We start from the raw sequence: 23,176 nt of genomic DNA, 5'->3' as shown, positions 1-23,176 counted from the left end.
AGATTTCAAATTGATTGTATTAAAAAACATTGGAGAATTAATATTATGAAAGAGATAATAGTTTATACACGCCCTAACTGTCCTTATTGTGCAAAAGCGCGTGATTTGCTTAATAAAAAAGGCGTGGAATATACAGATATTGATGCGTCAACCTCTCTTCGTCAAGAAATGGTAAAGCGAGCGAATGGACGTAATACATTTCCACAAATTTTTATAGGTGATTATCATGTCGGGGGCTGTGATGATCTCTATGCCTTAGATGCTGAGGGCAAACTCAATTCTTTGCTGAAAGATGTATAATAGCTGTGGGTTACGATATATTCTCGTTAAGCTTTTTTGCAAGCAGCAGATAATTAACATCCATATCTTTTGAACGATTCCAGCTGTCATTTAATGGATTATAGGTAATGCCTATTTCGTCAATAATGGTTAGAGCATTTTCTGATAAGAAGCTTTTAAGCTCATGAGGTTTAATGAACTTTTTATAGTCGTGGGTTCCTTTAGGAAGCCAACGTAAGATATATTCAGCACCTATAATAGCTAGCCCCCATGCTTTCCACGTGCGGTTGAGTGTTGAGACAAACATCAACCCTTGTGGTTTGAGCATTTTTGTTGTGGCTTTTATGAAGAGATTAACATTAGCAACATGTTCAACAACTTCCATATTGAGTATGATATCAAATTGCTCTCCTTCATTGGCTAACATTTCTGCAGTAGTGGTGCGGTAATCAATTGAAAGGTTGTTTTGGGCTGCATGGATTTTTGCAACTTCAATGTTAGTTTGTGCAGCATCAGCTCCCACGACCGTAGCACCTAAACGTGCCATTGGCTCGCATAACAAACCACCTCCACATCCAATATCGAGGATTTTTAAATTTTCGAATGGCATAAGTGAGATAGGATCACGGTTAAATTCGAGACAGATTTTTTCCTTAATATAAGCAAGACGCGTTGGATTAAATTGATGAAGTGGTCGAAACTTTCCTTGTGGATTCCACCACTCAGCAGCAATACGTGAAAAGTGATCAATTTCACTCTGATCAATTGTAGTGCGCGTTTTATTTGTCATGCCATTTTCCTTTTTAATGATTAAGTCAGGTGAATTTTATCTAAAGTCAAGGGAAGTTAACATAAATATACTAGACTTGCGCAAATGATAGATATTCGGTATGTCAAAAAACTGGTTGGTTGATACGGTAGTAGGGCTTCATTGTCATTTCAGATAAGAAGCGTGTAAAGGTAAGATTATTAATGGCGCGTATTGTCATGAAATTTGGTGGAACATCTGTAGCAAATATTGAATGTATTCAAAATGTTGCACGACATGTTAAAAGAGAGGTAGCGGCAGGCAATGAGGTTGCAGTTATAGTATCAGCGATGGCTGGCAGAACTAATGAGCTTGTTCAGTGGACGCGTGACATTTCACCAAAATATGAAAATGCTTATGAGTATGATGTGGTTGTTGCTTCTGGTGAGCAAGTAACAGCAGGTTTATTAGCTCTTACGCTTCAGGCGATGGGAATGAATGCGCGTTCATGGCTTGGTTGGCAAATTCCTATTCATACGGATAGTGCGCATAGTGGTGCGCGTATTACAAATATTGATGGATCTTTTTTAATACAGTGTTTGCAAGAAGGTCAAGTAGCAGTTATTGCTGGTTTTCAGGGGTTAGCTCCAGATAATCGGATTTCTACTTTGGGACGTGGTGGATCAGATACAAGTGCTGTTGCAGTAGCAGCAGCTATACAGGCGGATCGCTGTGATATTTATACAGATGTAGACGGCGTATATACAACTGACCCACGCATAGAACCTAAAGCACGCCGTTTGACAAAAGTAGCTTTTGAAGAAATGCTTGAAATGGCTTCTCTTGGGGCGAAAGTTTTACAGGTTCGTTCTGTTGAGTTGGCTATGGTTCACAAAGTCCGTACTTTTGTGCGCTCAAGTTTTGAGGATCCCGATGCTATAGACATGGGAGATCCAATGAGTTCTTCTGGAACACTTATTTGCGATGAGGATGAAATCGTGGAACAACAGAATGTTACTGGCATTGCTTTTGCTAAGGATGAAGCGCAAATTTCACTACGTCGGCTTGCAGATCGTCCAGGCATCTCCGCAGCAATTTTTGGTCCCTTAGCTGAAGAGCGAATTAATGTCGATATGATTGTGCAAAATACTTCTGAAGATGGTTCGAGAACTGATATGACTTTTACCGTACCGTCAGCAGATGTAGAAAAGGCTGTTGCGCTTCTTAAGAAAAATCGTAAAGAGATTGGGTTTGATGTTATCCAATTTGAAAGCGGTCTTGCGAAGGTATCTGTTATTGGTATTGGAATGCGTAGCCATGCAGGTGTTGCTGCTACGGCATTTAAGGCTTTAGCTGAAAAAGGTATTAATATTCAGGCAATCACTACTTCAGAGATTAAGATTTCTATTTTGATTGATAGTGCTTACACTGAACTTGCGGTAAGAACATTGCATGCTGTTTACGGCCTTGAGAATGGGTAAGCGTTTTTTTACTCTCAAGAGCTTCCAAATAACGTGAGGTGTTCATCTAGCGGGGGAGTAAATATCCTATACAAATAACATTTTGTATAGGAAGAAAGTGCCCGCGTTCATTTAAACAAATATGCTACGAAGGGATAGCTTCACAGATGAAAAATTTAAGTTATAGTCAAAGTTTGATTTCATCTGATTTTCATGTAATTGCGAAAAAATATAGCCAATAAGGATTTATTTTAGTGGTGTTTTGTGCTCCATCTAAATGATTTTTGCAACTTTATTATATTCTTTTCTGTGAGTTCTTACGCCTTTTATAAGATAAATAAGCATTTAAAGCAAAGAGCTATGTGGCAATTACTATAAAGTAATATCTTCAACTTAGAGAATATGTAAAAATTTTTTCCTTAGTATATTGATTTAATAGAGAGGGCAGATTTCGGACGTTTTTGTTATGGAAAATGCAATTTGTATACGTATGATAATAATGAAATTGAAACATTTGAAATAGTTAACCATGATTTTAGTAAAAATGTTTATGAAGGAAAATCTCCTTATTCATTTACGGATAGAATTTAACACAAATCGATTATTTTTATCTATTAGTTATGATCTGAATGACGTAATCAGATAAAGATAAATTATTTTGCGTAAATTATATATTATCATAACTTACCTTCTTCATAAAATTTATCGGGAAGTTTAATAATTTTAAAAAGCGGTATCGAATCTTTTTGCTTATTTATTGATGAAGGAGCAATAGAAAATCCCTCTTATTATTATGCTATTATACTACAAACATAACACAATGAATAAGCTAAACTGGCTATTTAGAATATGAAAGTAAAAAGTGTTGTCATTTAATTTATTGAGAATTGTGAGATACTTTTTTGCTGCGTTTGATGTAAATAATTCCATATCCAAGTCCCGCGAGAGCGGATAAGCCAGATCCACAAAGTACACCAATTTTTGCAGAATCAAGCAGGACAATATCTTTAAAAGCAAGCATTGAAACGAATATAGACATTGTAAAGCCAATTCCTGCTAAAAATCCAATCAGCAATATACCTGTCCATGTTGTATTTGGAGGCAAGCGACATAGTCCTGATTTTACTGCTAGATAGCTTGCAGTTATAATGCCAAGAGGCTTCCCCACAAATAAACCAATGACAATTCCAAGTACAATCAAGAATGATTTTTCTGAAGAAAGATCAAAATTTGCAAAACTAACACCAGCATTTGCAAAGGCAAAAATTGGCATTACACAATATGCGACCCATGGATGCAATGCTTTTTGAACACGTGTTACAGGTGCAATCATATCACGTTGTCCTCTACGCATTTTTTTCAATGCGGTCGAGATATGATGCAAGTCTGTTTTTATATTTTTTTCTTGAAGAATTGTCATGGCATTGCTTAGTATTGTGAGCGGAGCTACAAGAGTACGGGTGGGCAAAACTGGAGTCATCATACCTAAAATTACGCCAGCAAGTGATGGATGAGCTCCTGTTACCATTAAACCCCACCAGATGATTGCACCAGGTAAAGTGTAAACCCATGCTGATGCAAGTCCAATCCATTGAAAAAATAACACCAAAGCAATACCTGCTGCCGCAATAGCTAAACCACTAGGATCAAAGCTTGTTGAGTAAAAGAGAGCAATGATAAGAACAGCAATGATATCATCAATAATTGCTAAGGATAAAAGAATGACATGCAGGTTGGAAGGAATCTTTTTTCCAAGAAGAGCAAGAATACCAAGAGCAAAGGCAATATCTGTGGCTGTTGGTACAGCCCAACCGTAAGTATGTCCACCATTTAGATTGAAGCTGAGATAGATAATTGCAGGGAGACAAACTCCACCTATTGCTGCAACAATTGGCAAAATTGCTTGTTTAAAATCAGCAAGAGCACCTTCGTGAATTTCGCGCCGAATTTCCATTCCTGCTACGAGAAAAAAAACAGTCATGAGAACATCATTAACCCAAAAATGTAAGTCCCATGAGAAGGTAAAATGACCAAAGTTAAAACCAAGAGGTGTATGCCAAAAAGTTTCATAATTAGAAAAATATTGAGAATTAGCAAAAATGAGTGCGGCAGCTGCTGCCAGTAAAAGAATAATACCGCTGAAAGCTTCGATATGAAGAAAACCTTCAATGGCAGAAAGCGCTTGATTTGTGACACGAGAAGCACGATTGGGTAAACGATTTGAGGATAAATCAGACATCAACAACTCCAAGTATCGATAATTTTTCTAGTATGGCTTTTGTGCGAATATCATATAGAACACTCCGATTATATCATACAAGAGAAGAAAATAAAAATGATGCTCTTATCCATTGTTAAGAGCATCATTTTTAAAGTTGAGTATGTTTTTATGTGCTATAATGCAGTCTTGACAGTTAAATTTACTTTGCTCAAAGCCGCTGATAGATCATTTTGTAAGATAGTTACGAAGTCATCTACTGTAAGACCTTTTTTATCTTTCGCTGTTACTTTGATCATCAATGTTTGCGGATTTTTAGCAAAGTCACCAAATGACTTTGAAATATTTTCAGCGTCTTCATAATCTTTTAGCAATATTTTAATGCTTTGCATCATCATCAGAGAAAAATGGTCATAGAGTTCCTTTTTGAGATCATGGTCACTGTCATTAAAATTTTGTGCAAGAGAAGAAAAAAACTTATCAATGAAGCCTGCATCTGTATAGCGCATATCAATTTCAGTGATACCAATGTCTTGAACAGCGGCACCTATTGCATCTTTTTGACCAGAAAAGATTTTTTTATCAAGATTAACAACTTTAGCGGATATTCTTCCAGAGCCAATATCTTTTACATCGAGAGATATTGTATTAAGAAAAAGTGTACGCTTTTTTTCATCATAAGAAATATCAATTTTTCCTGAAAAATTAACAGAATTAAAGTCCATATTATTGAAGACATTAAAGCTTTCTTTTTCTATTTTTTTAGGTACCAATGAAAAATTATCGAGAAAAACTAGCAATTCTTTTAGTACAGGCTGTTCCTCAGGCTGTGTCCATTGACTTACTTTGTATTGGAGTGAATCGAATGTTGCCTTTAGCTGTGGTGCATCAATGGCAGCTTTATCAAGTTGGATATTAGCTGAAATCATGAGGGGCACGGAGTTTATAAGAATAGCGTTCCGTGCAGCTGTTTCAGCGATCTGATTGTTTGCTTTTTTTGCGTTAAGATAATCCCTAGCTAATTTCTCAGGAGCTTGTTCAGGCGGTCGCACTTTTAGAGCAGACATTTTAAATTTGCCAAGAGAGAGAGAGGCATAGGGATTTTTTTCTGTTTCTTCAAAAACATTGATCACCATGCCATTTAGAGAAATAGGACCAATGAGGGTCTTTTCCTTATTGATGGTGTTATTCCCCCCAAAAGTCATATAATGAGCATAGTAGAAATCAATATCACGAATTTTAAGTGCATCACTTTTGGCAACCAGACGCACCGATTTTCCGTCTTTTACGGATGCCTCTACAAAATCCATGCTTTTTATGCCAACAGAACGAATATGACCATTTTTAAAGTCAGAAAGTTCAAAATCCTTTATTGCAAGGTTTGTGGGTAATTTATGCTTATTTTCTATAGAAAACAATATATCTGGTGCGATAATAGACGCAAGATCAATACGCATAATTGATTGCAAAAGGGAAGGTTTGATCGTGGTATCTTTTTCTTTTAGGAATACACTATTAATAGAAATTTTGGGAATTCGTACGTGAATATTATCTTGCTTCAGATCAACATTATAAAGTGTGAAGGTACCAGGAATAAAGGAAATTGGTGGACGAGCTGATACAGCACCAATTTTAAGTGACATGCCAGAAGGGGATGGTACAGTGACATTCGTCATGTTAATTTTGCCCATGATGCTGACTTCGGATGTCTCTGCTTTTATGGAACGGCGAGCTATTTCTCGTTTTACAAAATTGTCAAGATAAGGTTTTGCCATATAAAAACTACCGACAATTATAATTGCTAAAATAGCAGCAAATCCAATAATATATGTTAGCCAGTATTTTAATCCGCCATTAAAATTGATCATTATTTTTTCTTTCGTTTTTTCACTATATGTGAAGGTGTAGATAAGTTTCTTTAAGTAACGACAAAGGCTTAGATATGTTATGCACCAGTTCAACAATTATCAATTTATATTTTTTGTATGTAGAATAATTCTAAACTGCAATATACTTTTATCAGTTGTCACCAATTTTCTTTGGTTTCAGCATTTTATAAAAGAGCTATCATACAGATAATAAGTATGTGATGGTCATGATTTTGTTTATGGTATTACATCATGCTTAAAATATATCCATGTCTGCTTTTATCTTGTCGCTTTTTATAGGAGCGGTTAAAAAACAACAAATATATTGTTTTTCATTGTAATCTAATGGGGAGAGGTGGATATTATGACAGAAGATCAAATAATGGCTTTTTCTATCATTGGTCTCATGATGGCTATTTTTATTTGGGATCGATTCCGTTATGATCTTATTGCTGTTTGTACGTTATTAATTTCTTGTGTCGTTGGCCTTGTTAGTCCAAAGGAGGCATTTAGCGGTTTTAGTAATGATATTGTTATTATTGTAGGTAGTGTGTTTATTGTAAGTACGGCTGTATCACGCTCTGGTATAATGGAATTTATTATTCAACGGATATGGCCAGATGTAAAATCAGTGCGCCTTCAATTGGCTTTTTTAGTTATTACTGTGGTATTTTTATCAATGTTTGTGAAAAACATTGGTGCGTTAGCTATTATGCTTCCAATTGCTTTTCAATTTGCTCGTCGTTCTCAGATTTCACCTTCTGTCTTTTTAATGCCAATGGCATTTGGTTCTTTGTTAGGTGGTCTTATGACACAGATAGGAACTTCTCCCAATGTTGTTATTTCAGCTATGCAGGAACGTTTAGCAGGAGCTCCTTTTACCATGTTTGACTTTACGCCAGTTGGCATAGTCGTTGCAAGTGTTGGTGTGCTATATTTGGTCTTTTTTTCTTGGCGCTTACCTGTGCGTGTGCGTTCAGGAACGTCATTTGATGATGCTATTGACATTCGTAATTATGTTTCAGAAGTGTGTATTCCAGCCAATTCACCGATTGTGGGGAAAACCATTATTGATCTCGTTAAGCCATCAGGCGGTGATGTGATGGTGATTCAAATTATCAGAAACAAAGTATCTATTTCGCCACTGCCAGATTTTATTTTTTCTGAAAATGATATTGTTGTATTGGAAGGATCGCATACAGGGCTAGACAGTGTGATTAATTCTGCTCGTCTAGAGTTTTCTACTGGTCGCAATATTCCCACGGGAGATAAAGACAGCGACGTTGATATTATTGAGGCAGTTATCACACATAATTCACCTCTTATTGGTATTAGCGCGAGAAAATTTTTGTTATTTGATCGCTATGATGTGAATTTGCTTGCATTAAGTCGCCAGCATGAAAGGGTACGGGGAAGACTCGGTGATATTGATTTTCATCTTGGAGATGTGATCGTTTTACAAGGGCAGGATATGGTTATTCCAAACTTGTTAAGGGAATTGAAATGTTTACCCTTAGCAAAACGCAATATTATGTTTGGGAATTTACGACATGGCCTTGTATCTTTAGCTATTTTATTTATAGCAATTATTTTTACAGCTTTTCAGATTGTTCCAGTCGCATTTTCTTTCTTTTCTGCAGCAGCTGCAATGGTTATTTTTAGGGTTTTACCCGCGCGTGATTTATATCAGGCATTAGATGGGCAAATATTAGTTTTATTAGCAGCCCTTATTCCAGTAAGTGAAGCATTAGAAAAGACTGGATGCACAGAACTTATAGGTCATTGGCTTAGCCAATTGGCAGTATTTTTGCCGCCATCTGGTGCATTAGCACTTATGTTGATTACAGCAATGTTGGTAACACCATTTTTGAATAATGCAGCGACAGTAATGATGGTAGCACCAATCGCATCAAGTTTTGCGCATTCTCTTCATTATAAGCCAGAGGCTTTTTTGATGGCTGTTGCAATTGGTGCTGGATGTGAATTTCTTACACCGATTGGACATCAATGCAATATGCTTGTGATGGCACCAGGAGGATATCGTTTTAGTGATTATCCACGCTTGGGTGCTCCATTGGCTGTATTGATAGTCATTGTTGCGATTCCAATGCTGATGTGGATTTGGCCATTACAATAAAGTATTTTCGTAACTTTACTATACATCGCAGCAAATATTAATTGAACAAAGGGACACTAAAAAGGTTTTATGTAAAAAGTTTTGCTAGAAGTATGATTTATTATTGAGTTTTATTATAGCTAAAGCAATTTTTTTATGCTGGGTAAAAACGCTTGTTCATTTAATTTCAGATGTTTTTAAATTAAAAATATGTAAATGCTAAGTCAACTGCAAGATAATTATATCGTTTTTGATTGATGCTAGTTAAAAAAAATCAATTGATGTGGATACACGTTGATTTTAAACTAATGAACTGATGATTTTAGTATTTTTAATTAATGGGGGCTACCATCTTTGTTCATTTATGCGTAAAAGCGCAAAAAATAAATTTTTTCCAAGGTATAATATATGTCGTATGATAATTTTATTTCTGAAGTTAATGCAGAGTTTCGTCAAGAAAAAGCTCTTGCTTTTTGGAGACGTTATGGCCTTTCGATGATTATTGCGATCATTGTTTTTATATTGACGGTAGCTATTTACCAAATTTACCGTCATGAGCAAATGAAGAAAGCTGATCATATTAGTGATATGTTTATAAAAGGCCTTGGTTTTGCAGATACACGCCATTTTGATGAGGCTATGAAGCAGTTAGAAGATGTTAAGGCAGCTAACTTTGGAGGGTATCCTTTTCTTGCTCGTTTGCGTGAAGCTTCTCTATTGATGGAAAAAGGGGATGCTGTTAAATCAGTGGAGGTTTTCGACTCTGTTGCTGTTGATGAAAAAGCGCCGCAAATTTTGCAAAAAATTGCAAGAATTCGGGCAGCTTATATTTTGGTTGATACAGGAACCTTGGATGATGTCAAAAAACGCGTCAAAGATATGGCAAACGATAATGATCCTATGCATATGTCTGCGAGAGAGGCTTTGGGCTTAGCTGCCTATAAAGCTAATAAGATGGATGAGGCAGTTTATTATTTTCGGGGGATTACTGAGGAAGGTGCTTTAGGGTCAAAAATAACAGATCGGGCACACATCATGCTTGAGCTTATTCAAGCTGAAGGCAAGGCGAGTAAGGAATAAATTGATGGGTCTTACCATTGCTATAGTTGGTCGACCAAACGTTGGGAAGTCAACACTATTTAATCGTTTGGTGGGGCAAAAATTGGCTTTGGTTGATGATAAACCAGGCGTGACACGTGATCGGCGTGTTCATGCGGCTAAGCTTTACGATCTACGTTTTGATGTGATTGATACAGCTGGGCTGGAAGAAGCGGGGGATCATACCCTTGAAGGTCGCATGCGTTCTCATACAAAAGCTGCCATTGATGAAGCTGATCTTATTTTATTCATGTTTGATGCAAAGAATGGAATAACACCAAGTGATTTAAATTTTGCTTCATTGGTACGCAAGTCGGGTAAACCAATCGTTCTTGTTGCTAATAAATCTGAGTCAAAAGCGGCAACAGGGGGAGGATATGAAGCATGGTCATTCGGTTTGGGGGAATCCTGCCCAATATCGGCTGAACATGGTTTAGGTCTTACGGATCTTCATGATGCCATTATAGATGCGATTGGTAAAGAGAGAGCTTTTGACAAGAAGAATGAAGAAAAGCATGTCGCTATGCAGATTGCATCTGTTGGTGATGATGTAGATGATTTGGAGGAAGAGGAAGCTGTTTACGATGAAAGCAAGCCCATTCGAATCGCAATTGCTGGTCGCCCCAATACAGGAAAATCGACTCTCATCAATAGTATGTTGGGACAAGATCGTTTATTAACAGGTCCTGAAGCAGGACTTACACGTGATTCTATTTCTGTAAATTGGGAATGGCATGATCGTCATATTAAACTGTTTGATACTGCAGGCTTACGTCGAAAATCAAAAATTCAAGAAAAATTAGAAAAACTATCTGTTGCAGATACTTTACGTGCAATTCGTTTTGCGGAGGTCGTGGTGATCGTTTTTGATGCAACTGCACCTTTTGAAAAACAGGATTTACAAATTTGCGATCTCGTGATTCGTGAAGGGCGAGTTCCTATTATTGCCTTCAATAAGTGGGATCTTGTTGAAAACCATCAAACAACATTGATTGATTTGCATGAAAAATGTGCTCGTCTTCTTCCGCAAGTTCGTGGTTTGAGAGCTGTTCCTTTGTCAGGTCAATATGGTCAAGGGATTGATAAACTCATGGAAAATATCATGATGATGCACCGTGTGTGGAATCGTCATATTTCTACAGGCAAATTGAACAGATGGCTTGAAACAGTCGTTGCGCATCATCCTCCTCCTGCAATTTCAGGACGTCGGCTTAAGGTTAAGTATATAGCACAAGTCAAGACACGTCCTCCTGGGTTTGTAATTTCTTGTTCGCGACCAAAGGTTATGCCCCAATCGTATGTGCGTTATCTTTCTAATGGGTTACGTGATAAGTTTGATATGCTAGGTGTACCGATTCGTATATCATTACGAACATCTGACAATCCCTTTGCAGCACGTTCCAAAAGGAAGTGATTCCTTTTTTTAAAAAACTAATAGAATGTGCAGTCAAGAACGCATTTTTAAGGAATGTTTTTCATGAGTTATTGAGTTTTAAAATTAAAGGTTTTTAAGGAACTCAACAGATAATGGTGCTCTTATAAGCAAAATGGAAAAAATCATTTTTTTTGTTGCATAAATAAACCATCTTAATCATAAAAAATAAAGATAATTGGTAGGTAAGAAGTGCTTCTATGAGTAGTTATTTACACGAATTGAAAACGGTAAAGCTATCAATTTTTAAGAGCAGATGAGGAGAAAAAATTTTCCATAGTCGACATAGATAATAGATAGTATATTGGTCATATTGAACGTAAAATATCATTGATGCCATTTTTTATTTACTCACAATTATGATCGCCGATCTCTTTCAATGGGTATTGATGCAATATATTGATAGAGCTGTGACATGAGAATGGATACAGCAGAATAGATGTGGTTTTCTGGGTTGAAGCTACAACGCGTTATTTGCAGATTATAGTGATTCTTTAGAGTGCGTTAACATGAAAGTTAATAAAATTTAAATGCATATTTTATGCGATAAATTGTGATAGATTTCTTTTGGCGACTTGACGAATAAATTCGGTAACAATATGTTATATACGGTTTTGTAAGATACATTTTGACTTTGCTTTTTGATTAGGGAGCCGATTATGGCGAAGGGCGATGAACCCGTTGTGCCGCAAAAGGAAGCTGAAGGAGAAAGGCAAGGAGATTGTTTTCATCCAGAGGATTTGGAATGCCGTAGTCAGAATTTAGGTTTAGCTTTGATGCGTAAGGAAGCGTTAAAGAAGCAGGAGTTTAAGAATGAGGGAGAAAAGCCACAAGAAGGAATAGCACGTGCAATTAAGCTTTCTAGTGAGTTTTTGGCAAGTGTTATTGTTGGTGTGGTGTTAGGGTTAGGGTTTGACAAGCTAGCGGGTTCATTGCCATGGGGGTTGGTATTTTTTCTTTTTCTTGGATTTGCTGCTGGTGTATTAAGTATTCTTCGGTCTGTGGGGTACATTGCCTCCAGCCAATTAGGGCAAAGAGGCGCATTGCGCCAAGATAAAGGGACCGAAAAGAGGTCCGATAAATGAGGTTGAAGTGACATCGCACGCTCCAGATCCTGTTCATCAGTTTGAGGTTTCACGGTTAGTTAATATTTCTATAGGAAATATGGATCTATCATTTACAAATGTATCATTTTTTATAGTAGCTACTGTCGTTGTAACTTCAGTTTTTCTTTTCTTTTCATCATCAAGTCGTGGGTTAGTTCCAACGCGAATGCAGTCCATTTCAGAAATGGCTTATGAGTTTGTAGCATCAACTTTGCGGGAATCATCTGGTGTGCAGGGAATGCAGTTTTTTCCTTTAGTTTTTTCTCTGTTTACTTTTATTCTGGTTGCTAATTTTATTGGTCTTTTCCCTTATTTTTATACGATTACTTCTCAAATTATGATCACTTTTTCATTGGCGATGTTGGTGATTTTGACGGTGATTTTTTATGGTTTTTATAAGCATGGGTGTAGTTTTTTAAAACTGTTTGTTCCCAGTGGGGTGCCTGTTGTAATTTTGCCTTTGGTTACGATGATTGAGGTTATTTCTTTCTTTTCTCGTCCTATAAGTCTCTCGCTTCGTCTTTTTGCTAATATGCTTGCTGGTCATATTACCCTCAAAGTATTTTCTGGTTTTATTGTATCAATGATTGGAGTAGGAATCGTAGGCGTTGGCGGTTCAGTTTTGCCGCTTATCATGACCGTAGCGATTACTGCTCTTGAATTTTTGGTTGCATTTCTTCAAGCATACGTCTTTACGGTTTTAACTTGTATGTATCTCAATGATGCGGTTCATCCAGGACATTAATATAACTGGTAGTTTCCCGTCAAACAGTGCAATTTCACTTCAAAGGAGAATAATATGGAATTAGTGCTCGCAGCAAAATATATTGGCGCTGGTCTTGCTTGCTTTGGTATGGCTGGGACAGCTTTGGGTCTTGGAAATATTTTTGGTAGCTATCTTTCTGGTGCGTTACGAAATCCATCCGCAGCAGATAGTCAGTTTGGTCGTCTAGTTTTTGGTTTTGCTGTGACGGAAGCTTTGGGGATTTTTTCATTGCTTGTTGCTTTGTTACTTCTCTTTGCAGTTTAATCAACTTTCAAAGGGGTATGTCTGTTTTTTAGATGAAAGGTGGTCGTACCCTTTATCTCTTAATGAAAAAAACGTTAATAAGTTATTATCGGTTTTGAAGAGAGAATCTTTAAGTTGTTTGAAGGATAAAACAGGATGCTTGTTTCTAACGCTTACGCACAGACTACTGAAATATCGGCAGAACATATCAAAAATGCAACAGAGCATGTGAATCGGGTGTTTCCGCCTTTTGATTTTGTGCATTTTGGTTCACATTTTTTTTGGTTAGTGATTTCTTTTGGGCTTTTTTATCTTTTTATCTCTCGTGTAATTGTGCCGCGTATCGGGGGTGTTATTGAAACACGTCGAGATCGAATCGCATCTGATTTGGATCAAGCAGTGCGCATGAAGCAGGAAGCAGATGCTGTAGTTGAAACTTATGAACGAAAATTAGCTGAGGCTCGTTTACAGGCTCATGCTATAGCGCAGGAAGCTGGTGAAAAGATAAAAGAGAAATCTGAGCGTGAGCGAAAAGAAATTGAAGAAAGTTTAGAGAAAAAGCTAGCAGAGGCTGAAAAACAGATAGCAAAAATTCGGGATAAAGCTATGCGGAATGTTGGCTCAATTGCTGAAGAATTGACTTTTGAGATTGTAAAAAAATTAATTAATGTTGATGTCAACAAAGATTCTGTTAATTCAGCTGTGAAAGCTACAAATTATTAAGGATTACAAAAATGACTGATACTTTTTGGGCTTTTGTTGGGTTAGTTCTTTTTCTAATTCTTTTATTTTATTTTAAGGTTCCAGAAAAGATTATAAATCATCTTGACGCACGGGCAAAGCGTATTAAAGATGAGCTCGATGAGGCTTTGCGTCTTCGTGAAGAAGCACAAGAAATTTTAGCAGAATATCAGCGCAAACATGCGGAAGCGGAGAAGGATGCACAAGAAATTATTGCTGCGGCTAAGCATGAAGTTGAATCTGTAGTCGCTGAAGCTCGTGCAAAAGCGGAGGAGTATGTAAAGAATCGTAATAAACTGGCAGAGCAAAAAATTGCTCAAGCAGAAGCTGACGCGATACGTATGGTTTCTTCGTCTGCTATTGATTTAGCAATTTCTGCTGCACGTACACTTATTACAAAAGAATTAGATGCTGATAGAGCTGATAAGCTCATTAAAGAGTCATTTTCTGAAGAGTCTCTTACAAAAATGAAAGCATATCTTAATTAATGGCTGTGTAAGTGAAAAGATTTGACCTTCGAGAGCTGAATTTTTTTCAAGATCTAGCGATTTTCTGATTTTTATCTGTTTTATATTTGATTATTTGCTCAATGCTTTGATCAGTTTATTATATACCTTTTACGCTATAACTTTACAATTTTTGCAATTATCTGGAGCAATATTATAGGATTATTCTATAATGCATTTTAAGATATTTGATGACAAAAATTCTAAAAAATGACAGAGTTTTATCTTTATTATTTTTTAAGTTGATAAAACATTAGATTTTAGATTGCGAGTTTTGAAAAGTCTGCAACTATTTGCGTAATGGCACGAATGCGTTTAAGGAGAGCAAGACGGTTGGTGCGGAGGTGAGGATTTTTATCATTTACCAATACTTTTTCAAAAAATATATCAATGAATTTTCCGAGTGGCACGAGCGTATTGAGTGCAAGTGATAAACTTGCTGTATTAATGTGGTGATGAACTTTAGCTTCTACCTCAATCATTGCTTGATAAAGCTGTTTTTCCTCTGTTTCAACAAAGAGTTCTGGGTTAATTTCGTGCGCTATTGGCGCGCCTTTTGGGAGTTCATTCTCAAGAATGTTTACAGTACGCTTTATTGCGGCTAAAAGGCTGTTCCCATCATTTGTATTGATAAAAGCAATAAGTGCCGTGATGTGGCGTGTAATCAACAAAAAATCATCAGCATCTTTATGCAAAATTGCTTCAATAGCATCATAACGAACGCCTTCCTCTTTTAGATAAATTTTGAGACGTTCATGGAGAAAGAACAACAGATCTGATAAAACATATTCTGTTTTTTCCAGAGATATATTCTGCAACTGTTCAGCTTTTATAGGGGATATTTCATGTTTAATATTTTGCTGTGAAAAAAGATTCATTGCCAAATCAAAGAGTGGCATAAAATTAATTTTCCAATTATGCAAAAGAACAATCTTAATAATTCCTAATGCTGCTCGTCTTAACGCGTAGGGATCTTTTGAACTGGTTGGTTTTTCATTAATAAGCCAAAAGCCAACGAGCATATCAATTTTATCAGCCAGCGCGATTGTTACAGCAATAGGCGCTTGCGGAATATGATCTTTAGGACCTTGAGGTTTATAGTGGTCTTCGATTGCTTCAGCTACGCGTGGATCTTCTCCTTGGAGGAGTGCATATTTTCTTCCCATTAGTCCTTGTAACTCAGGGAATTCTCCAACAACTTCTGTTTGCAAATCGGCTTTTGCAAGTACTGCTGCACGTTTAGCTAATAGAGGATCTTCTTGCATTAAAGGTGCAATTTTTTGTGCTAATGCAGCGATTCGTTCTACTCTTGCACCTTGTGTACCTAATTTTGCATGGAAAGTCACATTCAAATGATCAAGTCGTGCCATTCTCTGATCGAGAGGTTTATTTAAATCAAGATCAAATTTTTTAACAGAGGCTTCTAACTGTTTGATATCAGGTAGATTATGCTGGTCTGTTTGCCAAAAATATAGCGCATCAGAAAGACGAGCACATACAACTTTGCTATTTCCCTTAGAAATTTCTTTTCCTTCATCATTTGCAAGAATATTAGAGACAAGAATAAAATGATGAGAAAGTTTACTTTGTTCACCTTGTTTACGGGTTACAAAACATTTTTGATTAGCTCGAATAGTCAAGCGGATAATTTCTGCAGGAATATCAAGGAAAGATTTGTCAAAACTTCCCATAAGTACCACAGGCCATTCAACAAGTCCTGCGATTTCTTCCAGCAAAGCGCTATCTTGAACAAGTTCTAAGCCATTTGCAAAGCAAAGATTTTGAGCATCTGCCAAAATAATATTTTTTCGCCTTTCTGCATCCAAAATAACTTTATGTGCTTCAAGCTGGGTGACATAGTCATCAAAACGGCGAACTTGGATAGGTTTTTCATCACTTAAGAAGCGATGACCATAGGTCAGATTATTGCTTTTAAGAGAACCAATCGTAAATGGAACAACATGCGTTTCACCAATTTCTGGACCGAAGATACAAAGAATGTTTTGTAAAGAGCGAATCCACTTCAGGGCTCCACTTTTTTCTGAATCTTTGCCCCAGCGCATAGATTTTGGCCACGGGAAATTGCGAATAATATCTGGTAAAATAGCAGCAATAATTTCTTCTGCACTTCTACCTTTTTTGATGATTTTAGCGATATAAAAATCACCCTTTTTACTGTCATGTGCAATATGTGCTTCAGAAATATCGCTCAGTCCTGTTGCACGTAGGAAGCCATCAATCACATGTTGTGGTGATTTTGTACTGGGGCCTTTACGCTCTTCATGGATATCTCTTGAACGTATAGAAATATCCCGTACATCTAATGTTAGCCGGCGAGGTGTCCAATATTCACGAGCAGCTTTATAGGTTAAGCCTGCATTGACAAGTTGATCCGTAACACATTTTTTGAGGTCGGCAGCAGCTTTTCGTTGCATGCGAGCAGGGATCTCTTCGCTGAAAAGTTCAAGAAGGAGATCAGACATTAGGCTTCTCCGTTTGTGTGTATTTTACCAGCTTCAGTGAGTAAGAAAGCTTCTCCGCAGCGGCGTGCAAGATCACGAACGCGAAGAATATAACTTTGTCTTTCGGTCACAGAAATAACGCCACGTGCTTGCAAAAGATTAAAGATATGGCTCGCTTTAATACATTGGTCATAAGCTGGAAAAACACACAGATGTGAGTCATTTTTTTTCTTTGGTTTTCCAGCCTCAAGGAGTGCGATACATTCGGATTCTGCATCGATAAAATGTTGGTGCAGTAATTTGGTATTAGCAAATTCGAAATTATAATATGAATATTCTTGCTCTGCTTGTAAAAAAATATCCCCATAACTTATTTTATTTTCTCCATCTAAACCATTAAAGTTAAGATCATAGACGTTATCAACACCCTGAATATACATTGCTAAACGTTCAAGCCCGTAGGTAAGTTCTCCTGAAACTGGAGCGCATTCAATGCCACAAACCTGTTGAAAATAAGTGAATTGAGAGATTTCCATTCCATCACACCAGCATTCCCATCCAAGTCCCCAAGCCCCAAGCGTTGGACTTTCCCAATCATCTTCAACAAAGCGAATATCATGAAGTCTTGTATCAAGACCGATGGCTTGTAGCGATTTTATATAAAGATCTTGTAGGTGAGGGGGAGAAGGCTTGAGAAGTACTTGGAATTGATAATAGTGCTGTAAACGATTCGGATTTTTTCCGTATCTTCCGTCTGCTGGGCGCCGAGAAGGTTGTGCGTAAGCTACTTTCCAAGGGCGTGGTCCCAGTGAGCGCAGTGTTGTGGCTGGGTGAAAAGTTCCAGCTCCAATTTCCATGTCATAAGGTTGCAGAATTGCGCATCCGTAATGAGCCCAATAATTTTGTAAAGTTAAAATAAGTCCCTGAAAAGAACGTATAGGATTAAGATATTCAGGCAATTTCACGCTTTATACTCTTTAATGTTGTCACAATAAACAGCGACTCAAGGAACTTCAACCTTGATTACTGTCTATTGTTTCATATGGTTATGGTCAAGCACCGTTATTTATTGCAAGCCAAATTTCAACTTTTCTTCAATTTCCTTGGAATTTTCTGGCTCCCCATCTATTGCATGATTCCACTGAAATATTGCTTCACGCTTGCGTCCAACTTTCCAATAGGCATCACCTAAATGATCATTTAATGTTGGATCTTCAGGCTGAAGCTTGACAGCCGTTTCCAATATTTGGACAGCTTGGTTATATTGCTTAAGCTTATAATAAGCCCACCCTAAAGAATCTAGGATATGGCTATTTTGAGATTGTAATGTAGAAGCTTTTTGCAACATACGAAGTGATTCCTCAAGTTTTTGATTACGATCAATGAGAGAATAGCCTAGATAATTAAGAACTTGCGGCTGATCAGGGAAAAATTCAAGTGCTTTTCGCAGATCAACTTCGGCTTTTGGCCATTGCTGTAAACGTTCGAATGCAATACCACGCTGATAAAAAAGTTTCCAATCGTCTTGTTGAAAATTTTTTATCCGTGCAATGGCACCATCCATAACTTTGACAGCTTCGGAAAATTTATGTTCCTGCATATAAATAGCGGCTAACATTATTAAAATATGCCGGTCATTAGGGAATTTTTTCTTTAATGATGTGAGTAATTTGATAGATTCATTGTAGTTGTTATTGTTTGCAAGAATAAGTGCAAGCCGTAGCTGTCCAGATTTATAATAAGAGGAGCTGGGTGATAAAGCGCGGTAAAGTTTAGTTGCTTGATTGAGATCGTTCAGTCTGGCAGCAGTGTTTGCTAATTGGAAGAGTGCTGCGTCATTTTGAGGGTACAAGGCTAAAGATAATTGTTTGAAAATACGTGCAATTCGTCCAGAGTTTTTGTGATTAAGGGATGTTCCAAAATTATACAATACCTCACCTGCTCCTTGTTGAGGTGTTTTAATGAGCTGTTCTAAGATAGCACCTTTCTCAACTTTTTCTCGGATATTTTTGAGTGTTTCTCGGTTTGGCAATATCTGTTCGCCGTGCTTGAGGGTTTGAATAGCTTGGTTGTGCATTTTATGACGCAATTGGAATGAGGTATAGGCTATGATGACGCGTTCATAAGTATTCGGAGCTATAAGAGGACCTTGTTGATTGTTAAGCGCTTGAGTGAAATATTTTTTTGCTTCCTGCGTATGTCCTGCTAAGTCGCTCATGAGTGCAAGGTGATAACATATGAAAAAATCATACCAAGCAGGTCTTTGGACTTTCTCAAAATGAGCGATTGCTTGAGATTGGCGCCCAGACCCAAATGTGACCCAAGCGCCAATTAATTCTGGTATGGGATTATTGATAGTGGGAGGTTCCTTTAATTGTAAAATAAGTGCAGCATTTTTATAGTCTTTTTTGATGAGGTTTTCTATCGACAACGTCAAAGTAACAAAGGGAGTTATAATATCTTGCTTTTTCAGTTTTTGGGCTTGTTTAACAGCTTCTTTAAAGGCACCAGCAGATAGCATTACTTCTAAAATTTCTGTTTGTGTTTCAATATTATCAGGTTGATAAGCAAGTGCTTGTTTAAAATAATCGATGGCAAGATCTGTTTTATTTTCATGATTTGCGACTCTTCCAGCCAGATAAGCGCCTGTAAATGAATTTGTACTGACAGCTGTATCAATTTTACTATATAGAGGGGACGGCATCAGTATGATACCCGCGGTAAAGAGAATAAAAAAGCGGGATATTTTTGCACTGCGCATAGAGATCATCCTTCTTAATCAACCAACTGTACGGTTTATAAATCATATTCAGTAACTTTATTGAAAAATTTTGTGATTCCTACCAAGAATCAATTTACACGTGCAATACAAAAGTCAATAGTTTCGATTAGAGCATTATAAGCGGGGCTTTTGTTCATTGAAGCAAGAGAATCGGTTGCACGCTTTCCATAAATGCGTGCTTGCTCTATCGTATCTGTAAGACTGTCATATTTTTTTATTAACTGTTGTGCGTATGTGAAAGCTTCGTCATTATTGTTGCCGTCTTCAAGAGCTTGTTTCCAGAATGCTTTTTCCGCGATATTGCCTCGTGCATAGGCAAGGATAACAGGCATAGTAATTTTGCCTTCTCGAAAATCATCGCCTATATTTTTTCCCAGATGTTTGGCAGCACCACCATAATCAAGTGCATCGTCAATCAATTGGAAAGCTAGCCCTAAAAACGTTCCATATTCACGCAATGCAAGACGCTCTTTATGTCCATAATCAGCAATAATTGGTCCAACTTCAGCGGCAGCCGAAAAAAGTGCAGCCGTTTTTGCGTTGATGATTTTGAGATAATCTGCAGTACTAGTTTTTACATTTTTTGTAGCAGAAAGTTGCATAACTTCTCCTTCAGCGATAATTGCTGCAGCATTGGCTAAGACGGAGAGTGCTTCTATAGAACCAACATCAACCATCATTTTAAAAGCTTGTCCCAATAAAAAATCACCAACAAGTATGCTTGCTTGATTTCCCCAAATCATTCGTGCAGTAGATTTTCCGCGTCGTAAATTACTTTCATCGATCACATCATCGTGTAATAAGGTTGCCGTATGCATAAATTCAACTGCTGTTGCGAGTTTTATATGACCATCATTGTGATAATTAAACATATGAGCAGAAGCTAATGTGATCATTGGACGCAATCGCTTTCCACCTGATGAAATAAGGTGGTTTGAAATTTCAGGAATCATTGCAACATCTGATTTTGCCATAGAGAGGATGAACTGATTTACACGTTCCATATCATCTTTGGTAAGATTGATGAGAGATTGGAGAGAAGCATTATTATCGTTTATTTGGTCTGGTTTTGTGACTGCACTCAATGTGTTTACTCCTAGAGTATTTTAATAAACATATACGAATTTCATTTTTATTCATAGCATAAAGGGGGGATCGCTTTGACTCAAGCTTTGATATCACTTTGAAGTGCAAGCCTTAAATGATATTTGTCAAGGAGTATTTTTTCATACTTTAGATAATGTTGCTTTTATGAAATTATGAAAAAATTAAAATGGTTTTTTGGGGATAATTGATTGATAGGTAGAAATACAAATTATGAAGATGAATACTGGGATTTTAAATGAATAAAACAACGAATCATAGTGATGAAACAGTTGATGGATTTCATCGTGGAAAGTTTTATTTAGTCCAGCCACGTTCACGTGGTCACCGTTCTGGTATGGATGCTATGTTATTAGCTGGTTTGGTTCCCAATAATTTTAAAGGTAAGGTTGTTGATTTAGGTGCTGGTGCTGGTGCTGCAGGATTGGCAGTAGCTTCACGCTGTTTGGAGGCTCATGTTACATTAGTTGAGCGGTCAGCTTTTATGGTATCTTACGCTCAAAAAACGCTCATGCTTAAACAAAATGAGAAACTTGCTGACCGAATTTGCTTATTAAAAGCAGATGTGACATGTAGAGGGAAGGCTCGTTTAGAAGCAGGTTTAGCAGATAATAGTTTTGATTTTGCAATTATGAATCCGCCTTTTAATAATCCTGAGGATCGTAAAACGCCTGATGAACAAAGATTTGAGGCACATGTTATGCCTGAAGCGATGTTTGATAATTGGTTTCGCAGTGCGGCTGCAATTGTTAAACCAAGTGGATATTTGGGGTTAATTGCGCGACCGCAGTCGTTGACTGATATATTGCGTGCTTTAGAGGGACGCTTTGGTAATATTTGCATCATTCCTATTCATGCGCGCGTTGTAACAGCTGCAATTCGTGTTTTGTTTTATGCAAAACGAGGAAGTCGTGCAGCTTTATCTGTGTTGCCGCCGCTGGTTATACATGAGGGTGATGGTCACGCTTTTTCACCGCGAATTGATGCAATTAATAATGGGCGTATAAGTTTGTGGGAACTTTTTTAATGATATTTTACGTTTTCCAATTTATGATTTAAACTTAAATCAAACCTTTAATTTTTTTTAAAGGAGATTGTAATTTTGGATGGATTCGGACTTGGATTTGTGATTTTTACTTTTATTAGCACTTTTGTGTATAGTTACGCTCTTCCTTTTTTGTGTCCTTGCTTATTTGGTCTTCCCTAGTTTATAAGGAAATTTTGTTTTGATTGATGCTATCAAAAATCTTATTCCACATCGCTTTTATTCTAGTAAACTTGAAATTCCTGTAGTGCGCCTTCATGGGGCGATTATGGATTCAACTTCAATGGTAACCCGTACACTTTCGCTAAGCAGGTGTGCGAATCTTTTAGATAAGGCTTTTGCTTACAAAAAAGCACCAGCTGTTGCTATTATTGTTAACTCTCCTGGTGGATCACCTGTACAGTCACGTCTTATTTTCAAGCGTATCCGTGATTTAGCAGAGGAAAAAGATAAACAGGTTCTTGTTTTTATTGAAGATGTAGCAGCATCAGGTGGTTATATGATTGCTTGTGCTGGAGATGAAATTTTTGCTGATCCTTCTTCAATTGTTGGTTCTATAGGGGTTGTTTCAGCTTCCTTTGGTTTTCCTGAGCTTTTGAAAAAAATTGGCATAGAGCGTCGTGTATATACAGCAGGAAAAAATAAAGTTGTATTAGATCCATTTCAGCCAGAAAAGAAGATGGGGATTGAGCATTTAAAATCTCTACAGCTTGAAGTTCACCAAATTTTTATCGATTTGGTTAAGGAGCGACGTGCAGAAAAGTTATCAAATGATCCAGATATTTTTACAGGAATGTTTTGGGGTGGAAAAAAAGGCGTTGAACTTGGTCTAATTGACGGATTGAATGATGTGCGTTCTGTTATTAAGGAGCGGTTTGGACATGATACGAAACTTCGATTAATTACTCCTCCAAAGAGTTTTTTAGGGTCTAAAGCTCCTTCAGGGATTACTGCTGATGCAGTTCACACAGCGGTTGATAGTGCATTGATGGTAGCGCAAGAGCGGGCACTTTGGCAGCGTTATGGTTTGTAATAAGGGTGAGATGATTCGATATATACTGAATTTAGTTGATAATTTTACTTAAAAACAACGATAGAAGGATAAATATCTGAAATGATGGGAATGATTGCATCAAATTTGATTTGCATGATGGCTTTCTACGTTTGCTGTTTATTTAGAAAGCAATTGCAGAAAGTATCGC

19 protein-coding genes are annotated in these 23,176 nt (G+C 37.1%); 12 read left to right on the top strand and 7 right to left on the bottom strand.

From position 1 onward, the window contains the following. The first annotated feature begins 45 nt into the window (after positions 1 to 45). Entirely contained in the window at positions 46 to 300 is a 255-nt protein-coding gene (gene grxC, locus ACMFKV_RS03730; RefSeq protein ID WP_332060604.1) for a glutaredoxin 3, read from the top strand. Positions 301 to 310: 10 nt separating this feature from the next. Here the strand turns inward: grxC and ubiG are convergent, their stop codons facing one another. After that, positions 311 to 1,069 (bottom strand): bifunctional 2-polyprenyl-6-hydroxyphenol methylase/3-demethylubiquinol 3-O-methyltransferase UbiG, encoded by a 759-nt coding sequence (gene ubiG / locus ACMFKV_RS03725; protein ID WP_413154529.1) that lies wholly within the window; start codon positions 1,067 to 1,069, stop codon positions 311 to 313. A 182-nt stretch (positions 1,070 to 1,251) separates the two neighbouring features. Here ubiG and ACMFKV_RS03720 point away from each other — a divergent pair, with 182 nt between their 5' ends. Then, positions 1,252 to 2,508 carry an aspartate kinase gene (locus tag ACMFKV_RS03720; RefSeq protein WP_336287978.1) on the top strand — a complete coding sequence of 419 codons (1,257 nt, stop codon included), beginning with the start codon at positions 1,252 to 1,254 and terminating at the stop codon, positions 2,506 to 2,508. A gap of 856 nt (positions 2,509 to 3,364) precedes the next feature. Here the strand turns inward: ACMFKV_RS03720 and nhaA are convergent. After that, a complete protein-coding gene (gene nhaA, locus ACMFKV_RS03715) occupies positions 3,365 to 4,726 on the bottom strand; it encodes a Na+/H+ antiporter NhaA (protein ID WP_336287977.1) in 1,362 nt (453 codons plus the stop codon). Between the two features lie 155 nt (positions 4,727 to 4,881). After that, positions 4,882 to 6,573: a hypothetical protein gene (locus ACMFKV_RS03710; RefSeq protein WP_413154528.1), complete on the bottom strand. Its 1,692-nt coding sequence runs from the start codon at positions 6,571 to 6,573 to the stop codon at positions 4,882 to 4,884. Between the two features lie 364 nt (positions 6,574 to 6,937). Here ACMFKV_RS03710 and ACMFKV_RS03705 point away from each other — a divergent pair, with 364 nt between their 5' ends. From ACMFKV_RS03705 to ACMFKV_RS03670, 8 genes are all read left to right on the top strand, one after another. After that, positions 6,938 to 8,710, top strand: a complete 1,773-nt coding sequence (locus ACMFKV_RS03705; protein ID WP_413154527.1) for an SLC13 family permease — start codon at positions 6,938 to 6,940, stop codon at positions 8,708 to 8,710. A gap of 387 nt (positions 8,711 to 9,097) precedes the next feature. Further along, complete coding sequence (locus tag ACMFKV_RS03700) at positions 9,098 to 9,769, top strand: DUF2659 family protein (RefSeq protein ID WP_336287974.1); 672 nt, start codon at positions 9,098 to 9,100, stop codon at positions 9,767 to 9,769. A gap of 4 nt (positions 9,770 to 9,773) precedes the next feature. Continuing rightward, entirely contained in the window at positions 9,774 to 11,201 is a 1,428-nt protein-coding gene (der, locus tag ACMFKV_RS03695) for a ribosome biogenesis GTPase Der (RefSeq protein ID WP_336287973.1), read from the top strand. 677 nt (positions 11,202 to 11,878) lie between these two features. Beyond that, positions 11,879 to 12,304 (top strand): AtpZ/AtpI family protein, encoded by a 426-nt coding sequence (locus tag ACMFKV_RS03690; RefSeq protein WP_336287972.1) that lies wholly within the window; start codon positions 11,879 to 11,881, stop codon positions 12,302 to 12,304. A 7-nt stretch (positions 12,305 to 12,311) separates the two neighbouring features. Beyond that, on the top strand, positions 12,312 to 13,070 hold the full coding sequence (locus tag ACMFKV_RS03685) for a F0F1 ATP synthase subunit A (protein WP_336287971.1): 759 nt from the start codon (positions 12,312 to 12,314) through the stop codon (positions 13,068 to 13,070). 54 nt (positions 13,071 to 13,124) lie between these two features. Further along, entirely contained in the window at positions 13,125 to 13,355 is a 231-nt protein-coding gene (locus ACMFKV_RS03680; RefSeq protein ID WP_004855165.1) for a F0F1 ATP synthase subunit C, read from the top strand. 135 nt (positions 13,356 to 13,490) lie between these two features. Next, positions 13,491 to 14,057: a F0F1 ATP synthase subunit B gene (locus tag ACMFKV_RS03675; RefSeq protein ID WP_413154526.1), complete on the top strand. Its 567-nt coding sequence runs from the start codon at positions 13,491 to 13,493 to the stop codon at positions 14,055 to 14,057. 11 nt (positions 14,058 to 14,068) lie between these two features. Beyond that, a complete protein-coding gene (locus tag ACMFKV_RS03670; protein WP_413154525.1) occupies positions 14,069 to 14,563 on the top strand; it encodes a F0F1 ATP synthase subunit B in 495 nt (164 codons plus the stop codon). 278 nt (positions 14,564 to 14,841) lie between these two features. Here the strand turns inward: ACMFKV_RS03670 and glyS are convergent, their stop codons facing one another. The 4 genes from glyS to ACMFKV_RS03650 form a co-directional block, all read right to left on the bottom strand. Further along, positions 14,842 to 17,064, bottom strand: a complete 2,223-nt coding sequence (glyS, locus tag ACMFKV_RS03665) for a glycine--tRNA ligase subunit beta (RefSeq protein ID WP_413154524.1) — start codon at positions 17,062 to 17,064, stop codon at positions 14,842 to 14,844. Next, positions 17,064 to 18,008: a glycine--tRNA ligase subunit alpha gene (locus tag ACMFKV_RS03660; protein WP_336287967.1), complete on the bottom strand. Its 945-nt coding sequence runs from the start codon at positions 18,006 to 18,008 to the stop codon at positions 17,064 to 17,066. Before ACMFKV_RS03660 ends, glyS begins: the two co-directional genes overlap by 1 nt. Before the next feature lie 101 nt (positions 18,009 to 18,109). Further along, positions 18,110 to 19,804 (bottom strand): tetratricopeptide repeat protein, encoded by a 1,695-nt coding sequence (locus tag ACMFKV_RS03655; RefSeq protein WP_413154523.1) that lies wholly within the window; start codon positions 19,802 to 19,804, stop codon positions 18,110 to 18,112. Positions 19,805 to 19,893: 89 nt separating this feature from the next. Then, a complete protein-coding gene (locus tag ACMFKV_RS03650) occupies positions 19,894 to 20,910 on the bottom strand; it encodes a polyprenyl synthetase family protein (RefSeq protein WP_413154522.1) in 1,017 nt (338 codons plus the stop codon). A gap of 257 nt (positions 20,911 to 21,167) precedes the next feature. Here ACMFKV_RS03650 and ACMFKV_RS03645 point away from each other — a divergent pair, with 257 nt between their 5' ends. Continuing rightward, positions 21,168 to 21,956, top strand: coding sequence for a tRNA1(Val) (adenine(37)-N6)-methyltransferase (locus ACMFKV_RS03645; RefSeq protein WP_336287964.1), 789 nt, complete (start codon positions 21,168 to 21,170; stop codon positions 21,954 to 21,956). Positions 21,957 to 22,155: 199 nt separating this feature from the next. Next, positions 22,156 to 23,007, top strand: a complete 852-nt coding sequence (locus ACMFKV_RS03640) for a S49 family peptidase (RefSeq protein ID WP_336287963.1) — start codon at positions 22,156 to 22,158, stop codon at positions 23,005 to 23,007. Positions 23,008 to 23,176: the final 169 nt, after the last annotated feature.

The sequence above is a fragment of the Bartonella propinqua genome, assembly GCF_047263965.1.
In the GTDB taxonomy this organism is placed as follows: Bacteria; Pseudomonadota; Alphaproteobacteria; order Rhizobiales; family Rhizobiaceae; genus Bartonella.
The sequence above is the reverse complement of the archived record's forward strand: the minus strand, read 5'-3'. Positions and strand labels throughout refer to the sequence as shown.

What these genes read in the sequence shown, in the direction of transcription:
- ACMFKV_RS03720 (WP_336287978.1), top strand. Translation starts at nt 1,252, where the DNA reads ATGGCGCGTATTGTCATGAAATTTGGTGGAACATCTGTAGCAAATATT.
- ACMFKV_RS03675 (WP_413154526.1), top strand. Translation starts at nt 13,491, where the DNA reads ATGCTTGTTTCTAACGCTTACGCACAGACTACTGAAATATCGGCAGAA.
- ACMFKV_RS03680 (WP_004855165.1), top strand. Translation starts at nt 13,125, where the DNA reads ATGGAATTAGTGCTCGCAGCAAAATATATTGGCGCTGGTCTTGCTTGC.
- ACMFKV_RS03655 (WP_413154523.1), bottom strand. Translation starts at nt 19,804, where the DNA reads ATGCGCAGTGCAAAAATATCCCGCTTTTTTATTCTCTTTACCGCGGGT.
- grxC (WP_332060604.1), top strand. Translation starts at nt 46, where the DNA reads ATGAAAGAGATAATAGTTTATACACGCCCTAACTGTCCTTATTGTGCA.
- der (WP_336287973.1), top strand. Translation starts at nt 9,774, where the DNA reads ATGGGTCTTACCATTGCTATAGTTGGTCGACCAAACGTTGGGAAGTCA.
- ACMFKV_RS03670 (WP_413154525.1), top strand. Translation starts at nt 14,069, where the DNA reads ATGACTGATACTTTTTGGGCTTTTGTTGGGTTAGTTCTTTTTCTAATT.
- ACMFKV_RS03700 (WP_336287974.1), top strand. Translation starts at nt 9,098, where the DNA reads ATGTCGTATGATAATTTTATTTCTGAAGTTAATGCAGAGTTTCGTCAA.
- glyS (WP_413154524.1), bottom strand. Translation starts at nt 17,064, where the DNA reads ATGTCTGATCTCCTTCTTGAACTTTTCAGCGAAGAGATCCCTGCTCGC.
- ACMFKV_RS03705 (WP_413154527.1), top strand. Translation starts at nt 6,938, where the DNA reads ATGACAGAAGATCAAATAATGGCTTTTTCTATCATTGGTCTCATGATG.
- ubiG (WP_413154529.1), bottom strand. Translation starts at nt 1,069, where the DNA reads ATGACAAATAAAACGCGCACTACAATTGATCAGAGTGAAATTGATCAC.
- ACMFKV_RS03710 (WP_413154528.1), bottom strand. Translation starts at nt 6,573, where the DNA reads ATGATCAATTTTAATGGCGGATTAAAATACTGGCTAACATATATTATT.
- ACMFKV_RS03690 (WP_336287972.1), top strand. Translation starts at nt 11,879, where the DNA reads ATGGCGAAGGGCGATGAACCCGTTGTGCCGCAAAAGGAAGCTGAAGGA.
- nhaA (WP_336287977.1), bottom strand. Translation starts at nt 4,726, where the DNA reads ATGTCTGATTTATCCTCAAATCGTTTACCCAATCGTGCTTCTCGTGTC.
- ACMFKV_RS03645 (WP_336287964.1), top strand. Translation starts at nt 21,168, where the DNA reads ATGAATAAAACAACGAATCATAGTGATGAAACAGTTGATGGATTTCAT.